This is a genomic window from Algoriphagus aquatilis, from assembly GCF_042657405.1.
GTDB classification, from domain to species: Bacteria; Bacteroidota; Bacteroidia; order Cytophagales; family Cyclobacteriaceae; genus Algoriphagus; species Algoriphagus aquatilis.
Window position 1 is genome coordinate 170,095 of the sequence record NZ_JBHSKS010000008.1, and the last position, 19,683, is coordinate 189,777.

Annotated in this window: 16 protein-coding genes; 13 read left to right on the forward strand and 3 right to left on the reverse strand. The window is 46.1% G+C overall.

What is annotated here, in order from left to right; translation table 11 throughout:
- Nucleotides 1-1,737, reverse strand: coding sequence for a M14 family metallopeptidase (locus tag ACFPIK_RS11830; protein ID WP_377915521.1), 1,737 nt, complete (start codon nt 1,735-1,737; stop codon nt 1-3).
- A 12-nt stretch (nt 1,738-1,749) separates the two neighbouring features.
- Nucleotides 1,750-3,336, reverse strand: coding sequence for a M14 family metallopeptidase (locus tag ACFPIK_RS11835; RefSeq protein WP_377915473.1), 1,587 nt, complete (start codon nt 3,334-3,336; stop codon nt 1,750-1,752).
- 211 nt (nt 3,337-3,547) lie between these two features.
- Between ACFPIK_RS11835 and ACFPIK_RS11840 the strand changes: the two genes are divergently transcribed.
- From ACFPIK_RS11840 to ACFPIK_RS11880, 9 genes are all read left to right on the forward strand, one after another.
- Entirely contained in the window at nt 3,548-4,375 is an 828-nt protein-coding gene (locus tag ACFPIK_RS11840) for a universal stress protein (RefSeq protein WP_377915475.1), read from the forward strand.
- A gap of 8 nt (nt 4,376-4,383) precedes the next feature.
- Complete coding sequence (locus tag ACFPIK_RS11845) at nt 4,384-5,628, forward strand: cation:proton antiporter (protein ID WP_377915476.1); 1,245 nt, start codon at nt 4,384-4,386, stop codon at nt 5,626-5,628.
- 137 nt (nt 5,629-5,765) lie between these two features.
- Nucleotides 5,766-6,797, forward strand: coding sequence for a ferrochelatase (hemH, locus tag ACFPIK_RS11850; protein WP_377915478.1), 1,032 nt, complete (start codon nt 5,766-5,768; stop codon nt 6,795-6,797).
- A gap of 275 nt (nt 6,798-7,072) precedes the next feature.
- Complete coding sequence (locus tag ACFPIK_RS11855) at nt 7,073-8,236, forward strand: CynX/NimT family MFS transporter (RefSeq protein WP_377915480.1); 1,164 nt, start codon at nt 7,073-7,075, stop codon at nt 8,234-8,236.
- A 61-nt stretch (nt 8,237-8,297) separates the two neighbouring features.
- The gene (locus ACFPIK_RS11860) at nt 8,298-8,900 is read left to right on the forward strand and encodes a DUF2179 domain-containing protein (RefSeq protein WP_377915482.1); all 603 of its coding nucleotides are present in this window, start codon (nt 8,298-8,300) and stop codon (nt 8,898-8,900) included.
- A gap of 56 nt (nt 8,901-8,956) precedes the next feature.
- A complete protein-coding gene (locus ACFPIK_RS11865) occupies nt 8,957-9,607 on the forward strand; it encodes a tRNA1(Val) (adenine(37)-N6)-methyltransferase (RefSeq protein ID WP_377915484.1) in 651 nt (216 codons plus the stop codon).
- A gap of 107 nt (nt 9,608-9,714) precedes the next feature.
- Nucleotides 9,715-11,175: a hypothetical protein gene (locus tag ACFPIK_RS11870; protein ID WP_377915486.1), complete on the forward strand. Its 1,461-nt coding sequence runs from the start codon at nt 9,715-9,717 to the stop codon at nt 11,173-11,175.
- A gap of 10 nt (nt 11,176-11,185) precedes the next feature.
- Nucleotides 11,186-13,588 carry a TonB-dependent receptor gene (locus tag ACFPIK_RS11875; protein ID WP_377915488.1) on the forward strand — a complete coding sequence of 801 codons (2,403 nt, stop codon included), beginning with the start codon at nt 11,186-11,188 and terminating at the stop codon, nt 13,586-13,588.
- A 3-nt stretch (nt 13,589-13,591) separates the two neighbouring features.
- Nucleotides 13,592-14,653 (forward strand): DUF4249 domain-containing protein, encoded by a 1,062-nt coding sequence (locus tag ACFPIK_RS11880; protein WP_377915490.1) that lies wholly within the window; start codon nt 13,592-13,594, stop codon nt 14,651-14,653.
- Nucleotides 14,654-14,867: 214 nt separating this feature from the next.
- On the opposite strand, the gene ACFPIK_RS11885 is transcribed toward ACFPIK_RS11880, so the two are convergent.
- Nucleotides 14,868-16,196, reverse strand: coding sequence for a saccharopine dehydrogenase C-terminal domain-containing protein (locus ACFPIK_RS11885; protein WP_377915492.1), 1,329 nt, complete (start codon nt 16,194-16,196; stop codon nt 14,868-14,870).
- Between the two features lie 120 nt (nt 16,197-16,316).
- Between ACFPIK_RS11885 and ACFPIK_RS11890 the strand changes: the two genes are divergently transcribed.
- The 4 genes from ACFPIK_RS11890 to ACFPIK_RS11905 all read left to right on the forward strand — a co-directional run bounded on the left by ACFPIK_RS11890 (nt 16,317) and on the right by ACFPIK_RS11905 (nt 19,656).
- Nucleotides 16,317-16,796 (forward strand): cytidine deaminase, encoded by a 480-nt coding sequence (locus ACFPIK_RS11890; protein ID WP_377915494.1) that lies wholly within the window; start codon nt 16,317-16,319, stop codon nt 16,794-16,796.
- A 3-nt stretch (nt 16,797-16,799) separates the two neighbouring features.
- Complete coding sequence (locus ACFPIK_RS11895) at nt 16,800-17,447, forward strand: alpha/beta hydrolase (protein WP_377915496.1); 648 nt, start codon at nt 16,800-16,802, stop codon at nt 17,445-17,447.
- Between the two features lie 90 nt (nt 17,448-17,537).
- Nucleotides 17,538-17,975: a UPF0158 family protein gene (locus tag ACFPIK_RS11900; protein ID WP_377915498.1), complete on the forward strand. Its 438-nt coding sequence runs from the start codon at nt 17,538-17,540 to the stop codon at nt 17,973-17,975.
- Between the two features lie 106 nt (nt 17,976-18,081).
- On the forward strand, nt 18,082-19,656 hold the full coding sequence (locus ACFPIK_RS11905; protein ID WP_377915500.1) for a M1 family metallopeptidase: 1,575 nt from the start codon (nt 18,082-18,084) through the stop codon (nt 19,654-19,656).
- Nucleotides 19,657-19,683: the final 27 nt, after the last annotated feature.

Here is a 19,683-nt window from a genome sequence, read left to right on the forward strand (position 1 = left end):
TTACTTCTTCCAGGTGGCTTTTCCACCCTTGGCAGAATCCACAGTAACGCTGTAATTGGAAGCCGAAGAGACGATCCATCTTACTTTCACAGCTCCCATGCCCGGAATATTTTCCACAGCCATTTTTTCAGGAGAGGCTTTCTGCTCCTTGAATTTCTTCATGTCTTCGTCTTCTACCACAAATCCGGCGATGACTTTAGCACCAGAGATCGTCACATAGTCGGGACGTTCGATTTTGTACTTCAAATCCTGACTGGCATGGGTAGGCATCATCCGCTCATTAAAGATGGTCGCGGTGATGGCCTTCAAACCTCCCCCGAGATCTTCCTCTTTTACATCCATCACAGACAATTTGGGAGTATGGTAGGCGTGATAAATGGTGAAAGCTGCATTCCGATGAGCGTCTTGCTCCAATAAGAAGCCTGGATGTGCTCTGCCAAAATTCTTTTTGAATCCTCCGATCTCTACTGTACCAAACTGTGGGTGCTTAAATTCCTTCCAGTTGACAAAAGCATCACCAAAAGTGAGCAGTTCATCAACTTTTAGCTGCTCTTCCTGATTACCTCTGCCTGCTTCTTTATTGAAATACAGGTAGGAAACCATTAGCTCATTGGTATAGGTGAAAATGCCTCGGTTACCATAAAACCAATCCAATTCACCCCCAAATACGGAATACAAGTCTTTGTAAACTGTCAAATAGCGATATCCCGGGATCATCTCTTCCCCCTTTTTGCCGATAGCATCGTAGATTCGGATATCCTCACGATTGTAAGTATTGATATCTTCCTCGGCACCTGGACCTCTGAGGATCATCCCTCCTGAGTTGTGAAAACTTTGAGCTCCGGCTATGTTGGGATGCTTCATCACAAACTCCATCACAGCACGATTTTCTGGCAGGGTAAACGGATACCTCAAGGCACCACGCTGAATGTAGTCCGGCTGCCAGTTCCAGCCCCAATCTCTGTTGGGATCATAGTACCCTACACCATCTTCATTGACCTCGCCGTCACCATCATTATCAATGCCTTCCTGACCCAGCATTTCATATTCTCCTACCTGATCAGGTCCGACTTGCATCAGTCTTCTGGGATCTAGGGGATCTTTGATAAATCTGCCCGTCGGTGACTTGCGGATCATCATGGTGATGCTACCGTCGCCGTCGAGGTCATTCATCATGTCCTCACCTGCCTGTCCGTCTCCGTCATTGTCCAAAACGAGCATGCCCGATCTTGGCGAACTGGCAGTGTTTGGCTCCTTAAAGAAGTTATTCCGGGCATCCGGATTGATTGTCGGAGTGATGTAAAAGGCCTTATCCTTCAGCAATTGCTTGACAAACTCATTGTCTGCATGCATTTCGGTCAGGTACCAAGCCACGTAAAGGGAAAATTCACCCCCTTGGATTTCATTGGAGTGGATATTGCCATCGATCCACATGGCAGGCTTTTCGGTGTCTTTTCCTGCGGAAAAATCCGTAATCGTCAAGGTCAGGATATCCCTGCCTTCCACAGATTTTCCGATCGATTCGATTTTGGCCAAACCAGGATGCGCAGCGGCAATTTTTTTCATCCAGTCCCAAAGACCCTCTGCGGTGTAATACCTATTCCAGGCAATCTCCACTTTAGGCTTGTGGGGCGTACCGATCGCACGGAAGTAATTTTCCTGCTGCGCAGTAGTTTCAAAGGAGCCCAAGGTCAACGCTCCCAAAGCCAGGGCAACTATCGTATTTTTCAATTTCATGGTATTCATGGCTTAGAGTTTAATGGTTTGGGTAGCAAATCCGGTATGCGAAGCACCGGCTTTGATGGTCAAATTTCCGGTACCTCGGACAATCCAGCTGAAAGTGGCTTTTTCGTAAGCCGCCATGGAATCAACTAATTTGATTTTGTCTCCACTGATCAATTTGTCCGTGGTCGTGTCGATATCGATTCGCACTTTTCTCAGCCATCGTGATCTTGCACCCATTTCAGAATGGGTAGGCAGCGGAGAATTATTGTATAAATCCACCGTGATGCGAGTCAGCCCATTTCCAAGTGCCTCCGTTTTCAGGTTATGAAACTCAAGTTTAGGCTGCATGGCAGCGAGTTTTAGGATAAAATCCGTGTGCTGCTTGGCAATTTCTCCTACTTTTTCAAAAGGAGGATTGACCATCACAAAAGGCTTGATGCCTCCTACTTCTACTTTTTGGTTTGGAAAATCAGGGTGCTTCACTTCTGTCCATGGAACAAATGAATTCCAACCCAAGGAATCTGACCACGCCAAATAATTGGCCTCGGCATTGGTTTTCCCTTTAAACTCAGGCGTCCAGTATCCCGGAGTAGAGAAGCTCAGTCGGGCAAAATGGAAATAGGCCCACTGGAAAAAATCCCCGTCTGTTCCCTGATTGGTTTGTTGGAAAGCCTTTGAAGTCACGGTTTTGTTGTACATCTCCGAGACCATGGCATTGATGGCTTGATCTTTTTCCAAAATGGAAGTCACTACCCGCTTACGGGCATCGGGTCCATTATATTTCAGCGGCGCACTCAGGTTATTAGCGGGGGAGAACGTGACAAAAGCGAAAATATTCCACTGCTCAAACAAGTAATCCAAGAGTGCTCGACTTTCCTTTTGGGAAACCGCGATGTCTCCGGCCAAAGGTTCAAACACCGGGAATTTGTAAGTCAGAGACTTATTGAAGGCAATTCCTTCTTTCAAGTCCTCGGCAAATTTCCCGTCTTTATCATCGTCTTTGGACTCCTTGAATATTCGGTATTTCCCTGCTTCTCCTTTGGAGCGATCCGCTTTGACCAAGACTCTTTCGTCTTCCTTGGAGACTGTCCAGTCACCCATCGGATCCTCTACGCGCATCCAAGTGATCATGCCATCACCATTGAGATCTGAGTAGCCATTGTCACCCGGTGTGCCATCACGGTCATGATCAACTGCCACTGCATTTCCTCTCCGCTCATACTTCAGCGCTGCATGGTATTGCTCATAGGCATCGGGAGATAGGTTTGGGAAAATGTAAAAAGTGGTTGACTCCAGGACTTTGGAGTTTTCATTCACCAGCTTTTCGGCAAACTGAAGCGCCAACTCTACGCTAAGGACATGGAATCCCTCCACCCCACCTACGACAGCAATGGCGGGCTTTTGGTCTTTGGCACCGGTTCCGATTTTCAGGACGTGTATATCCTTTCCACCCTCGGTTTTGGTGAGGGTTTTCAACTCCACCGAGGCATTGCTGCCTAGCTTTTGGAGTCGCTGAGTGACCTGACTGAGGGTAGGATAGTCGCTTTGGGCATTGGCATTGCCACAAATGAGACTTCCCAACAGCAGCCCGGTGAGTAAGAATTTTCGCATAGGAAATTTGTTTTTCGGGTTAATTCTGAAGGATAGAATTAAAAATTGAATGGGAAGTTTAGGAAAAAATGATGGGAAAATAATTCCGGCTTTTTCAGAAATCCGAATACAGACTCGAGCGGAAAGGGTTTGTGATAAGTGGCGGAGAACCTTACCAAACTTGGTCAAGTGGCAAAAAATGCCGTATTTCAACTAAACTAAGCTAGTGGATATGTATCAAAAAGTAGCCCTTGCCATTGCGTTTTCTCCCCGAATGGAAGCCCTCATCGCTGAGGCGAGAAGGTTGAAAGGACTTTTTCAGGGGGAATTAGTACTGATCCATGTGGGTGTGAAAACCCCGGAATTAGAGGCCAAGCTGGATGAAATCTTAAATCGACTTTGTGCAGATCTGGGCAAGGTCAAGGTATTGTGGAAAGAAGGCAAACCTGCAAAAACCATCCTCAAGACCTGTGAAGAAGAAGGGGTGGACTTACTGGTGTTGGGGGCTTTGAAAAAAGAAGGGCTGCTCACCTATTACCTAGGCTCCGTGGCCAGAAAGGTAATCCGAAAATCACCCTGCTCGGTATTGACTCTCATAGATCCTAAAATAGAAACCACCCGATTTTCCAAGGTTGTCATCAATGGAACTCAGCTAGAAGTTACTCCCAAAGTCATCGAAAGAGGGTTAAAATTTTGCCAGGCAGAAAGTGCTTCTCAAGTTCACATCCTCAATGAAATCAAACTCTATGGACTGCAAATGGCTACAGCCGGTGAAGGTTCTGAGGATGAAGTATCATTAACTAGAAGAAAGCTTGTACAGCAAGAAATTAAATATGTACAGGAAATTCTCGACGGGCTGGATCAGACTGGCCTGAAAATAAACATCAAAGTGACCGCAGGGAAATGGGCTGTAGAGCTTGTCAGATATTGCGAATCGATCGAAGCAGATCTGTTGATTTTGGGAGATGAGAATGGCTATTCTTTCATTGACCGCCTATTTCCTCATGATTTGGAGGAAATTCTGGAAGAGCTCCCTTGTAATTTACTCATCGTTAAATAAGAGGCAACATGGAAAAACTAACGCATAGCGAGGTAGTCACCTTATTGCTTCAATTGGCAACCATGCTGGTATTGGCAAGGGTATTTGCCGAAATCGCACAAAAATTCAAACAACCTGCTGTGGTAGGGGAGATTCTGGCGGGCATCTTATTAGGGCCTACCATTTTGGGAACCTTCTCTCCCGAATCTTTTGAATTTCTGTTTCGCTCCCACCCCATGAGCAACATAGCATTGGCTGGATATACTCAAGTGGCTGTGGTGCTTTTGCTGTTTATCGCGGGCTTGGAAGTCGAATTAAATCTGGTCTTTTCTCAAGGTCGAAAAGCTTTAAACATCAGCTTCTTTGGATTGGTAATCCCGTTTGCTTTTGGGTTTACTGCGCCGTTTTTCTTTGCTGAGTTTTTTGGATTTTCCGAAGGCAGCAAATTACTCTTTTCCCTTTTCATGGGCACCGCAATGGCCATTAGTGCCCTACCCGTAATCGTAAGGACACTCATGGATCTCAACCTTTTCAAAAGTCGGATGGGAATGATGATCGTATCAGCAGCCATGGTTGATGATATTATAGGATGGATGATTTTCTCCATTATTCTGAGTTTCATGGGTAAAGAATCAGGAGGCATTGGACTCGGATATACGATATTACTTACAGTAGGCTTTGCTGCATTTATGGTGACCGTGGGGAAATCCCTGATCAATCGTGTACTTCCCTGGATCAATAAACGCTTGGCTTGGCCAGGAGGCTTGATTTCTTTGTCTTTAGCAGCCTGTTTTCTGGCAGCAGCATTCACAGAATTTATTGGTATTCATGCCATTTTCGGCGCTTTCATAATAGGAGTAGCCATTGGAGATTCCGAACACATGACCGAGCGCGCCAAAGAAATCATCCACCAATTTGTCAATAACATCTTTGCTCCGGTCTTCTTTGTATCCATCGGTCTCAAAGTAAACTTCATCGCAAATTTCGATTTCTGGCTAGTGCTTATCGTTATTTTAGTAGCCTATGCCGGAAAAGTGATTGGCTGTGGATTTGGCTCCTATCGGGGAGGATTGGACAAATGGGAATCCATGGCCATTGGCTTTGGCATGAATGCACGTGGGGCAATGGAAATTATTTTAGGTCTTATCGCTTTAGAAAATGGATTGATCAATGAGAAGCTTTTCGTGGCTTTGGTAGTCATGGCCTTGGTCACCTCAATGACTTCCGGACCACTGATGAAATGGGCCCTTAAAAAGAAAGCTGCTGCTTCGTAACTCATTAAAATCCCGGTACTGCCGGGATTTTTTCGTTTCTCTAAATCCTTACAGCTATTCCACTTAGAAAACATCAATCAAAGAAATCAAACAAAGGGGCTATTTTTGGACTTTCCAAAGGAAATTGAATCCAAGCCATGGCTAAGAATAAAGCAAAAATCGGGGTCCTTCTCGTCAATCTAGGTACGCCTGACAGCACCAAAACAGGAGATGTAAGAAAGTATTTGAGGGAATTTTTGATGGACGGACGGGTCATAGATTTCCCCTTTATCCCCCGATGGATGCTGGTCAACTTGATTATTGCCCCTTTCCGCGCCCCAAAATCCGCTGGCGAATACCGCAAATTGTGGACAGAACGTGGTTCTCCCCTACTTTTCCATACCGAAGACCTCAAAGAGAAGCTGATCAAAAAGCTGGATCCGGAAAAATACCTGGTGGCCATGGCCATGCGCTATCAGAATCCAAGTATCGAAAAGGGCCTGAAGGAACTGATGGATGCCAAAGTGCGAAAAATCATCGTACTGCCGCTTTTCCCACAATATGCCTCTGCGACCAATGGCTCAGTCATGGATCGGGTGATGGAGATCGCCCGTGGCTGGCAGATTATCCCTGAGATCACGTTCATCAGCAACTACGTGGATCACCCACTTTTCTTGGAGGCTTGGGCCGAACTCGGACGAGAAGCCATGCAAAAGCACGACTATGACCGCTACTTGTTTTCGTATCACGGCCTACCCGAAAGACAAATCCGAAAAGGAAGTGTGGAAGGCTACTGTCAGTTGGGTGCCTGCTGCAACAAGTACGGCTTGAAAAATCAGTTCTGCTACCGTGCACAATGCTTTCAGACGACCCGATTGGTGGCAGAAAAACTCGGACTTCCAGAAGACAAAGTCGTGACTTGCTTCCAATCCCGCTTGGGAAAAGATCCTTGGATCAAGCCATATACCGAAGACATGATCAAAGACTTGGCAAAAGAGGGCGTGAAAAAAGTATTGGTTTTCTCCCCGGCCTTTGTAGCAGACTGTCTGGAAACTACCGTGGAAGTGGGCGAAGAATACAAAGAGCAGTTTGAAGAACTCGGAGGCGAACATTGGGACTTGGTGCCCAGCTTAAATTCCAACAATACTTGGGTGGACTGCGTGAAGGATTTGGTGGAATCTAGGGCTTGATTGGGACCTAGTTCAATTTTCAACGTTCGGTGTTCGATATTCGAAATTAGTTACGATTTATGAATGACGATTGACGACATTATCAGGCACTTCAAATACTCACCATAAAGCTTAAGCTTTAATTAAAAGGATAGAGGTTCCTTAAAACGTCGTAATTCGTACATCAAAAATCGTGATTTACTTCACTCCTGTTTCTCCAAGTTCGAACTTATTGTGAAAGTCCTTGAAGTGCGATTCAATGTCGTAAATCGTACTTCGTAATTCGTACTTATCTAATGTCCAAACCCACCTCCAAATTCCTCCTAATCCTCGGCATCATCTTGATCTCGATCAATCTGAGGACGTCGATCGCTTCGGTGGGACCTTTGATTCCATTTATCCGAGAGGACTTGGGGATTTCCAACGGATTGGCGGGCTTTCTGACTACGCTAAGCTTAATCACCTTTGCCATTTTTTCACTTTTTGCTCCGAGTTTTGGGAAAAAGCTGGGCCATGGAAAAGCCATTTTCCTGGGGATATCCCTTTTGTCAATCGGAGTGGTGATCCGGGTTTTGGGAGGAATCGAGCTACTTTATCTGGGTACAGCACTGACCGGAATCGGCATAGTCACCGCCAATGTGTTGATGATTCCGTTTTTCAAAGCACGGATTCCTGAGCAAATCGGATTGATGACCGCGCTACTTTCTACCGGCATGTCGCTTTTTGCGGCGATAGCTTCCGGAGTGAGCGTACCGCTTGCAGAGGATTGGGGGCTGGGCTGGAGAGGATCCTTGATTTCTTGGGTGATCTTGATGGTTTTGGCGCTCATTGTCTGGATTCCCCAATTGAAGCCCCATTCGACTCAGCAAACTGGTTCAGCCAAGCCAGCAAAAAATGTCTGGAAATCACGCTTGGCTTGGCAAGTCACGCTCTTTATGGGAGCTCAATCCGTGATGTATTTTACCATGATCACATGGCTGCCTGATATGCTGATCGCACGCGGGATGAGTCCTGTCAATGCAGGAATTGCACTTTCCTACATGCAGTTGATCTCTCTGATCGGGACCTTTTTTGCGCCCAATCTCCTGATGCGACTCAACCAGCAATCCGGTGTGGTGCTCATCGTGGGCATCGGATATTTGGTTGGATATGGATCGCTATTTATCACCAATGAAATCGTCACTTTTGCTGCGCTTACGATCATTGGCATCGGAAGTGGAGCGAGTTTGAGTATTGCATATACGCTGATTTCCATGAGGACAGCGGAAGATTTAACCACCGCCAAACTCTCAGGAATGGTCCAATCGGCGGGTTATGTCTTGGCTGCTTTGGGGCCTCTGGTATTTGGCATTTCACTGGATCTGTTTGACAATTGGAACATTCTGATCTGGTTTCTATTGGCGATGACGGTTCAGTTTATTGTTTTTGGCTGGCCTGCCGGCAGAGATAAAAAAATCTGATCTCGGATTCCTCTACTTTTTGTGTCTCCCTCTCCGAATAATGGGGTATTTTTGTACCATCATGCAAGATCTCTTTCACTCCCTAGGCATTTCCGACAACCTGCTCAACTATGTGCTCATGCCCTTGTTGATCTTTGTGGCGCGTATCGGAGATGTGTCGATCAATACCCTCCGCATCATGTTTATGATGAACGGGAAAAAGAACATTGTTCCCATTTTGGGCTTTTTTGAAGCCATGATTTGGCTCTTGGCGATTGGACAGATTTTCCAGAATGTCAACAATCCGCTATCCTACATTGCCTATGCAGGAGGATTTGCCACTGGAACCTATGTGGGGATGACTTTAGATGAAAAGCTTGCCCTCGGCAGGGTACTGGTCCGAGTCATTACCCCTCATCCTTTGCCTTTGCTGCTGGAGTTTATGAAGGAGAAAAACTACCGATTCACCAATGTGGGGGCCGAAGGAAGGTATGGAAAAGTAAACCTGCTCTTCACCGTGATGAAGCGTGATCAGCTTCAGGAGTTTATTTCCAAGGTGAAGGAAATCGATGAAAAGGCTTTCTATACTATTGAAGGCGTGAAAAGGGTATCTGAAGAAGAGCTCAACGTAATGGAAGAAAAATCCAGATTCCGATCCAAATTTTTTAGCCGAGCGCGCACCTAATGGGCAACTCTTGGTTTCAGTTTCAACAGTTCAGAGTCCAACAGGACCGCTGTGCGATGAAGATCAGCACGGATGCGGTGCTTCTTGGAGCATTGGCTGAAACCGTCTCTTCAGCTACCATTTTGGATGTTGGCACTGGTACCGGGGTGATTTCCCTGATGCTGGCGCAAAGGTTTCAAGAGGCCCGCATCACGGCTGTCGAACTCGATGAGGATGCTGCCGATCAAGCAGCTGAAAACTTCCGAGAAAGTCCTTTTTCCGCAAGGCTAAGGGTGGTCAAACTCCGGTTCCAGGATTTACCAGAGGATCAACTTTTTGATTTGATTGTGAGCAATCCCCCTTATTTTCCAGAACATCTCAAATCAAAAGATGCTAAGCGAAATCAGGCCTTACATACCGATGATTTGTCTTTTGAAGAGTTAATCCAAAAAGCAGTCAAGCTCCTCAAAAAAGACGGTCAACTCTGGGTCATTTTACCCCCTCGGCAGATGAGGGATTTTTCTGAATTCGCCTCAGAATGGGGGCTTTTTCCAAAATGTATTGTGCAGGTAAGGGATAATCCTGCCAAGCCAATTATCAGGGAAATTGTAGGCTTCACATGTATAAAAGGGGAGCCAGATCAAAAAGAAATTACCCTGAAAAAAGTAGAGGGATTTTTTTCCGATGAATATTCCTCCCTGATTTCCGGATTTTTATTGGGTTTTTGAAAATATTGGCCCAATTATCTACTAATTTTCCTTATTTAGCCATTTGAAACAGCTAACCTTAGCAGATTCAACCCCTATTTTTAAAAATCAAACCACTATACAACTACATGCAAAAACTACTGGCATCCTGCATTTTTTTTATGCTCCTTGCCTTTGGGTCATGCACCCAAGAAAGTGACACTCCCATTTTGGTTTCTACCGAAGACCTGCTCTTCGTCGGTGGAGACAAAGTCCGGATTTCCGGCAGGTTGTTGACCAATCAAGATGTACTGGCTACCGATCATGGCTTCTTATTCTCCACGGAGTCGTCTTTTGCCGGTGCCCAAACACTCTCTTTGGGTCAGAAAAACGGTCCGGGGCGCTTTATCGGAGAATCTACGGGATTCAAAATCGGTCAGACTTACTTTGCCAAGGCATTTGCCGAAATCAATGGTCAACGTATCGAAGGCGATGTGGTAGAACTCAAGACGCTAACTCCTTCTGTGTCCAGTTTTACACCGACCTATGCCTCCGCAGGCAATGAAATGGTGATCCAAGGGAAAAATTTCCCTCAAGGCACTAAGGTTTTTTTCGGGACTCAGGAGGCTCAAGTCCTTCAAAACCTATTTGAATCAAAACTCACCATTCGGATACCTGTGGCAGCAGGCCAAGTCGTTGTTCCGGTTAAGTTGGTCATCCAGGACAAGGAAATTGTTTTGCCACAGCCCTTTGAGTACCAAGCCGGCAAATACACCAAAGTCTCCGAGTTTCCCGCCCAAGCAAGGATCTACGACAATACGTTTTTCACCAATTCATCCGGCTTCCATGTCGGATTGGGAAGGCTGAGACTATCGGATTCTTACCGGTCTTTTCAGCGCTTTGATCCGACGAACGGCACTTGGACTGAGATTAATTTCCCCGGAAATCCAAGGCGATTTGCGTTTGCATCCTCGAGTTACCTTGGTGGAGGTGCTTTGGAAGTAGATCGAGATGTGTTTCAGTTTGACCGCAGTTTTTATAAGATCAATGGAAGTTCTTTCGAGCGCCTGCCTGATCTGCCATTCAATACCCGTGAGGCAATGGCCGTAGATTGGAATGGGAAGCTTTTTCTTTTTGGTGGCAGAGACGGGGCTGGAAGTGTGGTCAGGGAATACGACGCAATCGGAAGAACCTGGAGCCAAAAAAGACCTGCTCCATTTGACATGAGCGGAACCACTGCGGTATTTAAATATGGGGAAAGAATTTATGTTTTGGCTGCCTCAGGCCAAGTATGGGAATATCTCCCAAGCCAAGACTCCTGGCTGACAAGAGGTACCTACCCCGGCAATACCGGACAAGGATTTCCATTCGCTCAGGTGATTGGCAAAAAAGCATACTTGGGACTCTACCGACGTACCCAAGAGATCTGGGAGCTCGACTTGGAAACTGGGGTATGGAAGTCAAAAAATCAAATCATCGGCCTTCCTCAAAGTATCAATGCCGGCCATTTTCAATCCAACGGGATGATCTACATTCTACGATCGGCAGAGGAATCTACCAACGGAGTACTTCCAATGGAGCTCTACAAATTTGAACCTGATGCGATTTAAGCCTTATTTTATGAAGAACTTACTCCTATTTACCTTTTTACTATTGGGGTGCTTCTCCGCTTTGGCACAGACAGATGCCCTCAAGCGGGAAGTCGTAGGCCGGGATATCGGTCAGCTCAAAGGCATCAAAATCTCAGGAAGAATTATCGATGAGATCACCGGACAGGCCTTGGTAGGTGCAACAGTCAGAATTCCAGAAATCAACCTGACCCGTATCACGGACAATAACGGGAGCTTTGAACTGGTCGTGGACCGTGCTGAATACACCTTGGAATTCCGTTACGTGGGCTATGAGACCAAGATCTATCCTATCACTGCAGTAGGAGACGGAAGACTTTCGATCCGGATGCTGCAAGAAGACTTTACCCTCGACGATGTCGTGATTTATGGCAGTGACCCGGAAAAAAACATCCGATCTACCAATATGGGTGCAGTCACCCTAAGTGTAAATACCATGCGCGAAATGCCCCCATTCTTGGGCGAAGTGGATATTGTAAGATCCTTGGCCACCCTACCCGGGGTAAGTCAGGTCGGAGAAGCTTCCTCCGGACTGAACGTGAGGGGTGGCGGCGTGGACCAAAACCTGATTCAGTTTGCCGGAGCCCCCATCTACAATCCATCTCACATGTTTGGACTTTTCACAGCATTCAATCCTGACATGGTCAATGATGTCACGCTATACAAGGCAGTGGTCCCGGCAAGATTTGGTGGACGTAGCTCTGCGATCTTGGATATTCTGCCAAAAGCCGGCAGCGTGGACAAATGGGGAGGAGAAGTCATGCTTAGTAATTTTTCTGGCAAAGTTTCCCTTAACGGTCCCTTGATCAGGGAAAAAGTATCCATTCTCGGTGGCTTCCGGATTTCTTATATCAATTGGCTTTTGCAGTCTCTGAGCAATCCCACGCTCAATACTTCCAATGCCAATTTTTACGATGGTAACCTGATCATCAATGCTCCTATTTCTGACAAAAATGAATTTACCTACAGCTACTATACCAGCTATGATGATTTTGCTTTTGCCTCCGACACAACCATATCCTGGCAGAATCAGGCTCATTCACTGATCTGGAAAAGCAAACTCAGCAACAAGCTCAGCTTGGAAGCCAATGGGTTTTATACCCTCTATGACTATGGAATATTCAACCGATCAGGAATCAATGACTTTGAAATCAACTCTGATATCCAAGACATGGGGGCCAGGGCCTATCTAAACTATACCCTGAGCGAGAGCAATAAGATCACCGTCGGTGGAGAATACAAGCAAGTCAGCATCCAACCCGGAGAGCTGATTCCTACCGGTGTGGAGGAGGATATTTTACCCAAAAAGGTGCAAAACGAAGCAGGTCGAGAGATGGGGGCTCACTTTCAGCATGAACTGGAATTGGGAGAAAAAATCGGCATTTCCTATGGACTGAGGTATGATCTATACCAATACCTAGGGCCTAGAGTGGTCCGCAGCTATCAGTCCGGCAAGCCCATTTCGGATGGGAGCGCTATTTCGGAAACCACCTTTGCCGATGGAGAATTGATCCAAACTTACGATGGACTGGCCCCAAGGGCATCCTTCCGCTACTCGTTTAACAAGGCGAGTTCGATCAAGTTAGGATACAATAAAATGTACCAATTCATTCACCTGATCTCCAATACAGCGACTATCGCACCTTCGGACGTCTGGAAGCTTAGTGATGGATTCATAGAGCCTCAGATTGCAGACCAAGTTTCCTTAGGCTTTTACAACAACTTCAAAGGAAACATCTTCGAAACCTCCGTGGAAGTCTATTACAAAGACCTTCAAAATGTAGTCGAGTACAAAGACGGTGCAAATCTCATTCTTCAAAACCATCTTGAAACCGAATTGATCCCTGCAGAGGGTCAATCTTTTGGTGCGGAATTCTATGTGAAAAAGAACCTAGGACGATTGACTGGTTGGGTTTCTTACACTTATTCCAGATCGCTTAGAAGAGTCATCACCCCATTTGAAGAAGAAAACATCAATAACGGCAAGTGGTATGCCTCCAACTTCGACAAGCCGCACGATCTGACCTTGATTGGAAATTACAAGGTCAGCACCTACACTTCGATCTCTGCCACTTTTGCCTACAGCACCGGTCGACCGATTACCTTCCCCGATGCCAAATTTGACTTTTCGGGAAACAATCTGGCTTATTTTAACGATCGAAATCAGCAGCGTCTGCCCGATTTTCACCGTTTGGACTTTGCTGTGAATTTTAAACTGAAAGGGACTGGCAAATTCTACGATGGCAATTGGACCTTCTCGATTCTGAATGTCTATGGCCGCAAAAATCCATTCTCTATCTTCTTTGACGATGCGCAAGGACAGCCTCCTCAGGCACTTCGATTGGCCCTTTTGGGTATCCCGCTTCCTAGTTTGAGTTACGCCATTAAGTTTTAAACCATGCTGAGACGACTTATATATCTATTCTTTTTTATTCCCTTTGCCTGCATCGACCCGTATCAAGTAGATGTACCGGAGGGTGAACAGCTTTTGACTGTAGAAGGAATCATTTCTACAGGTCCGGGTCCTCATGCAATTACGCTCACTCGCAGTGCTACCTATGGGAGTGTTTTTGAAGGATTAATCCGACCCGTTTCTTTGGCTACTGTAGTGGTAAGAGACAATGATGGAAATGTGACTTTTTTGACAGAAGGAGATGAAGCAAAAGGAACATATTTTACTCCTGCTAGCTTTCGAGCAGAAGTCGGCAAATCTTACACCCTGCAGATCTTAACAGCCGAGGGGAAAGTTTACACTTCTACTCCAGAGCGGGTAGAATCTGTGCCACCGATTGCGTCCCTTGAACTCCGTACAGTCACTATCCCATCTCCAGGAAGCCAAGCTCCCAGATCAGGGGTACAGCTGATTGCAGAGGTGAATGACCCCGGAGATCAAAATAATTTCTACTATTGGAGAAATGGTCCGGCTGTTTATATTTTGGAAACTCGCCCCGACCTTTTTACACCGAGACCTTCTCCTCAAAATCCAAATCGCACACCTCAGCCGAAACCTTGTTGTATTCAGTGTTTTCGAACAGAAGTTAGCGATAACCAAGGTCTATTTGTAGTCAACGATGATAACTTTAATGGGCTCAAAGCAAGAATACCTGCCTCATTCATCGAGGACAATGGGCTGAGATTTGTCAACAAATTCAGGATGGACCTAAAGCAGTACAGCATTTCCCAAGGCGCATTTCGATTCCTTAGGTTGGTGAAGCAACAGGCAGAAATCAACGGTTCGATCTTCGATCCTCCTCCGGCGACCATTCGAGGAAATATGATCAGCTTGGATAATCCTGATGAGGTGGTTCTTGGTTATTTCATGGCAGGAGGGGAAACTAGCCGGCGGATTTACATTGACAGAAATGACCTGACTTTCAAGCAAAACCGTGCAATCATCCCCGACGATTGTCGAGAGGTAGCAGGAGCGTCCCTCAATCCCCCTGCTGATTGGAATCCTTAAAACAAAAAACGCCCAAAGAACCTTTGGGCGTTTTTTGTTTTATGATTATCCGCTTTTCTACCAGTAACCAAATAAGATAAGGTTTGAAGTCCGATTAGAGGTGCTGTGGACGGTCGTCTGTGGTCAGTCGACGATTATCCGCGATCTTTAGAGCCGATGACTTACCTAGTGGTAAGATTGCGGATATTCATGTTTTGTTTTATTCGATTCACCCTCAATACCATTCCTGCTCGACAAATCGGATTCCCTGCCTCTCTAATTCCGCTAAAATCGGGAGGTAGATTTCCGGCAGTACAGGAAGGTGCAGTCCTGTTCCTTTGATTTTTCCTTCCAAAAACAAATCCACCGCAATCGCCAAGGGCAATCCCACCGTCTTGGCCATAGCCGTATAAGCTGCATCCTTTCCCAGATCCACCAAACTTGAGGTCAGCTTTTTGATACCTCGCTCAGTTTTGATCTCAAACTGATGCTGCATCACGATCATGTCTTTGTCTTCAGGCTGGAGTGCCCAGTCCTTTTCCAAGATCGCTTGAAGAATTTGAGCAGGACTTCCCTTCAGGAGCGGTAGCTTCCGGTTTTCAAAAAACCCAAGCCACTGCAACTTCTCGAAAGTTGGAAAATCCAAATCGGGGATCAGTTCGGCCAATTTTTCCTCCACACTCAGGGTCTCCGACCAAGGTAAAAAAGCATTCAAAAACTGTCGGTAGGTGCTCCCCTCATGCAGCTCCAACTGAAAACTGTCATCCGTCAATCCCAGCTGCACAAACACATCCCATCCTTTGCAAAATCCAGCACGGCGCAGCGTACCGCGGAGCATCGTGGAGATGTCTTCCAAGCCATATACTTTACGATAACTGAGTGAATCCCTGTTGGGATACCCGTCAAAATCCCCCAATCCCGGAAATTTGACTGTTTCAATCCGCTTAAACAGTTGGTGATAGGGCACGTATTTCAGTTCGCCTTTTTCAATAAATCGGGAAGTAGCCTGACCTGCCAAAATTACATTTCGGGGATTCCAGGTGAATTTGTACTTCCAAGGATTGTCCTCGCTTTGGGGAGAAAGCAACCCTCCACAATAGGACTTGAAGGAGATGATTTCTTCACCCTTTGCTTTGGCTTCATGGATGATTTTCATGCCAGACATGTGATCGATCCCCGGATCTAGTCCACACTCATTGAGGAAGAATAGTTGTTTTGCTTCAATCTCTTGAGCCATTTCCCGAAGAGCATCGCTCTCATAGGAAGCCGTGAAAAAATGCTTACCCAACTCCAGGCAATCTTTCGCCACTACAGGATGCATGAATGCAGGCAACATGGAAATAACCAGGTCCGCCTGAACGATGAGCCCTTTTCTGGAGTCGCCATTTTCGATATCAATGGATGCCGCTAGGGTATTCGCCCGATTTTTGAGTTTGGTCGCCGCAGTGGATTGATCCAAATCGGCCAAAATGAGTGTTCGCTCTTTTTCCACACAGGAATCTGCCAAATAATCTATCAAATAGGTGGCCGATTTACCAGCTCCGAGAATCAGAATAGTCTTCATGCACTTGGGTTTATCGAGCTAAATTGATCCTTTTTTTTTGTGGGAAAAAGGCCATTCACTTTTAATTAAGGAACAATTCCTTACTTTGACCGTTAGGATTTTCCCAAACCGATTTTTGAAGTGAAAAAAATTAATCTGAGTACCGAGATCGAGGAACTGCTTCCTGAAGAGCTTTCCACCATGGAAAAGCTGCTGATCGACCGCGCCAAAGAAGTGTCCAAAAGAGCCTACGCACCTTATTCAGGATTTCATGTGGGTGCTGCTGTCCTGCTCGAAAACGGTGAAATCCTTCAATCTTCAAATCAGGAAAATGTCAGCTTTCCTACAGGCGTATGTGCCGAGCGATTGTTGCTTGGCTATGCAGGTGCAAACCATCCAGATTCGCCTCCCACCATGCTGGCGATTGTCGCCCAGAGGGCAGGTGAGGAAATTTGGGCGGGAGTTTCACCCTGCGGAGTCTGTCGGCAAACCATCAATGAGGTCGAAAATCGATTTGAAAAACCGATCACGATGCTGATCCTTTGCTCCAATGGAAACGTGATGCGGATCAAGGGAATTGCCAATTTGCTTCCCCTAAAGTTTGATGACCTCAACAGCTGATCGGTGAAAAAGTCCATCCGGTTCTCTTACGAGGCACACTATTCCATCTCCCACGAACCCAGCGGAAAAGAGAAAGAGCTTTGGCTGGTCTTCCACGGCTATGGTCAGTTGGCGGAATTCTTTATCCGCAAATTCCTCCCCTTTGATTCGGCAGATCGAGTCATCCTTGCACCAGAAGGAACCAATTATGGATATTTGAAGGAATTTCAGGGAAGGGTCGGTGCCAACTGGATGACCAAGCATGAGCGGGAAGTTGCCATCGCAAACAATCATCGCTATCTGAATTTCTTGCTGGAGCAAACTCTCGAGAACTTTGAAAGTCTTCCAAAAATCCACGTGTTGGGATTTTCGCAAGGTGCCGCTACATGCACGAGATGGGCAAGTCAGTGGAAAGGTCAAATCGCCACTTTGGTACTTTGGGCGGGAGGCTTTGCGCAGGACCTTTCCCTGGATTTGGGAAGGGAAAAATTCGAACACACCGAACTGATCTTGGCCTTTGGAGACCAAGACGAGTTGATCCAAGAGGAACATAAAGCGCAGCAAATGGCACTTGTTCAGTCCTTGGGAAAGTCGATTCAGGTTCTGACCTTTCCCGGAGGGCATGAACTAGACTCACATTTACTCGAAAAAATCATGAATCACGAGATTTAGGCTATTTTTTGGCCTTGACATTGCTATGTTTGAAACAATTTGTTGAAATTTCAACTTTCATTATTTTTCCAAAAATCTTGAAACCCATCCATGCTTTCGCTTACTGAAAAAGAGGTAGACTTCATCGCAGCCCAATTACTGAAGGGTAATGTCTGCTTTTACCAAATCGACAAGAAGAAAATCCATCACATGCCGGATGATGAGGACTACTTCAACTATGATCTGACCGAAGAGGAGGAAGATATCCTGGACGAAATCGAAGATCAACCCGACAATTTTGCGGAATTCACCAAGATGGAACCTGCTCAAGAGCATCAAATGATGCAGGACTTCATCGACCGAAAAGTAAAAGAGAAAAACCTTGCCGAAGACTTGGTCAATGCCCTGAGCAAACCCAAGGCAGCCACCGGTTTCAAGTTTTTGATCGAAGAATCCAAATACAAAGAGGAATGGGTAGACTACCGAAAAGGAAAATACTCTGACTGGGTCAAAGAACAGGTTGACTCCTTCAACTACGCCGAAGACTAATTTGAAGCCGTCCTGAATCAATTCCGGACGGCTTTTTTTATCTTACATCCCTCAGCAAATAAGAAGCATTAAACCCTGCTTTCTTTTATTCACCGAATCAACAATCATGAAAAAGCTCACTTTTCTCCTTTTACTTACTTGCTTTTGGTCCAGTGCCTTTGCCCAAAACTGGGACTGGGGAGGACCGCTCGATCCGCTTCAGGCAAAGATGAAAATTCGTCATTATCGCTTGGAATTGGAGCTTTTACCCGAAAGCCAGGGCATCCAGGGTTCCAATACCATTACCTTTTCTGCAGCCGAAAAATTGGACACCCTCCGATTCCAACTCATCGATGAATACGAAGTGAGTAAAGTCCTGATGGATGGTAAGGAAGTCAAATTCTCGCACCAAAATGACCTGTTGGATATCATCCCAGTGGACTGTACCTGCGATCAGGTTCAAATCTTTTATGGAGGAAAAACGCCCATCGCTCAGAATCCACCTTGGACAGGAGGATTCACTTGGGAGAAAGACCTGCTGGAAAACCACTGGATGGGATTGTCATGCCAAGGTGAGGGGGCAAAAGTCTTTATGCCCGCTCTGGATCATCCATCCAGCGAACCAAGCGAAGGTGTGGATCTCATTTTCACCGCACCCAAACCCTACTTTGTCGCTTCCAATGGTCGACTGATCGACACGCAGGAAACGGGGCCAAAAATGACCTACCACTGGCAGACAGATTATCCGATCAGCAATTACAACATCAACTTTACGCTAGGGGTATTTCATGAAGAAAAGCTGGATTTCACCTCCTCATCAGGTGACGTCATCCCCATGCAAGTATGGGTGCTTCAGGAAAATCGGGCAAAAGCAAAAGGCCTTCTGGAAAACCTGAAAGTCAGTACCGAAACCTTGGAGAAGTACTTCGGCCCCTTCCCTTTTCCAAAAGACAAAATCGCAGTAGTCGAAACCCCCTACCTGGGTATGGAACACCAGACCATCAATGCCTACGGAAACAATTTTCAATCCATCCCTATGGGCAAGGTACGCTACGACTGGCTACTGCACCATGAGCTGGGCCACGAGTGGTTTGGAAACAAGGTATCGGTGAGTGACTGGGCGGATATGTGGATTCATGAAGGGTTGACCGCCTATGGGGATTGGCTGTTTTATTGGAAGCATGGCGGTCCGGAGGCCTATTTTGCCAAGGTAAAATCCGAATCAAGAAATATCCCTCATGCCAAGCCTGTCGTGAGCCCACCGAATTCGACCGAAGAGGAAGCCTATCATCCCGAGATTTATACCAAAGGAGCATTGGTCATTCATGCTTTACGAGGCGTGCTGGGCGATGAGCTGTTTTTCTCTGCGATTAAGGCATTCGTGATGGACGAGCACTTCACATACCTCAATCAGGTAACGACCAAAGACTTTACTGATTTTGTCCAAAGCTACACCGGAAAGGACCTTCAGGGATTCTTTGACCTGTACCTGTATACCACGTCTGTCCCCACTTTGAAAGTCAGCAAAAAAGGCAAAGAAGCCTATGTGATTGCTCTTCAGGGAATTGATTTTGAGATGCCTGTTGAAATTGAGACTTCCGAGGGGGTGCAGCGAGTCCCTGTTGGGAAAAAAGGAGTGGAAGTAAAAAGCAAAACCCCTCCGATCGTGGATCCGCGAGGTTGGTTGATACTAGCCCGATAAAGTTTAATTGAAAAACCTTCGAGGTTT

Bases quoted from the DNA above. Each gene is read 5' to 3' on its own strand.
- ACFPIK_RS11830 (WP_377915521.1), bottom strand. From the start codon at position 1,737: ATGAAATTGAAAAATACGATAGTTGCCCTGGCTTTGGGAGCGTTGACC.
- ACFPIK_RS11860 (WP_377915482.1), top strand. From the start codon at position 8,298: ATGCAAGATCTCTTTCACTCCCTAGGCATTTCCGACAACCTGCTCAAC.
- ACFPIK_RS11840 (WP_377915475.1), top strand. From the start codon at position 3,548: ATGTATCAAAAAGTAGCCCTTGCCATTGCGTTTTCTCCCCGAATGGAA.
- ACFPIK_RS11905 (WP_377915500.1), top strand. From the start codon at position 18,082: ATGAAAAAGCTCACTTTTCTCCTTTTACTTACTTGCTTTTGGTCCAGT.
- ACFPIK_RS11880 (WP_377915490.1), top strand. From the start codon at position 13,592: ATGCTGAGACGACTTATATATCTATTCTTTTTTATTCCCTTTGCCTGC.
- ACFPIK_RS11885 (WP_377915492.1), bottom strand. From the start codon at position 16,196: ATGAAGACTATTCTGATTCTCGGAGCTGGTAAATCGGCCACCTATTTG.
- ACFPIK_RS11865 (WP_377915484.1), top strand. From the start codon at position 8,957: ATGAAGATCAGCACGGATGCGGTGCTTCTTGGAGCATTGGCTGAAACC.
- ACFPIK_RS11845 (WP_377915476.1), top strand. From the start codon at position 4,384: ATGGAAAAACTAACGCATAGCGAGGTAGTCACCTTATTGCTTCAATTG.
- ACFPIK_RS11835 (WP_377915473.1), bottom strand. From the start codon at position 3,336: ATGCGAAAATTCTTACTCACCGGGCTGCTGTTGGGAAGTCTCATTTGT.
- ACFPIK_RS11900 (WP_377915498.1), top strand. From the start codon at position 17,538: ATGCTTTCGCTTACTGAAAAAGAGGTAGACTTCATCGCAGCCCAATTA.
- ACFPIK_RS11875 (WP_377915488.1), top strand. From the start codon at position 11,186: ATGAAGAACTTACTCCTATTTACCTTTTTACTATTGGGGTGCTTCTCC.
- ACFPIK_RS11855 (WP_377915480.1), top strand. From the start codon at position 7,073: ATGTCCAAACCCACCTCCAAATTCCTCCTAATCCTCGGCATCATCTTG.
- hemH (WP_377915478.1), top strand. From the start codon at position 5,766: ATGGCTAAGAATAAAGCAAAAATCGGGGTCCTTCTCGTCAATCTAGGT.
- ACFPIK_RS11870 (WP_377915486.1), top strand. From the start codon at position 9,715: ATGCAAAAACTACTGGCATCCTGCATTTTTTTTATGCTCCTTGCCTTT.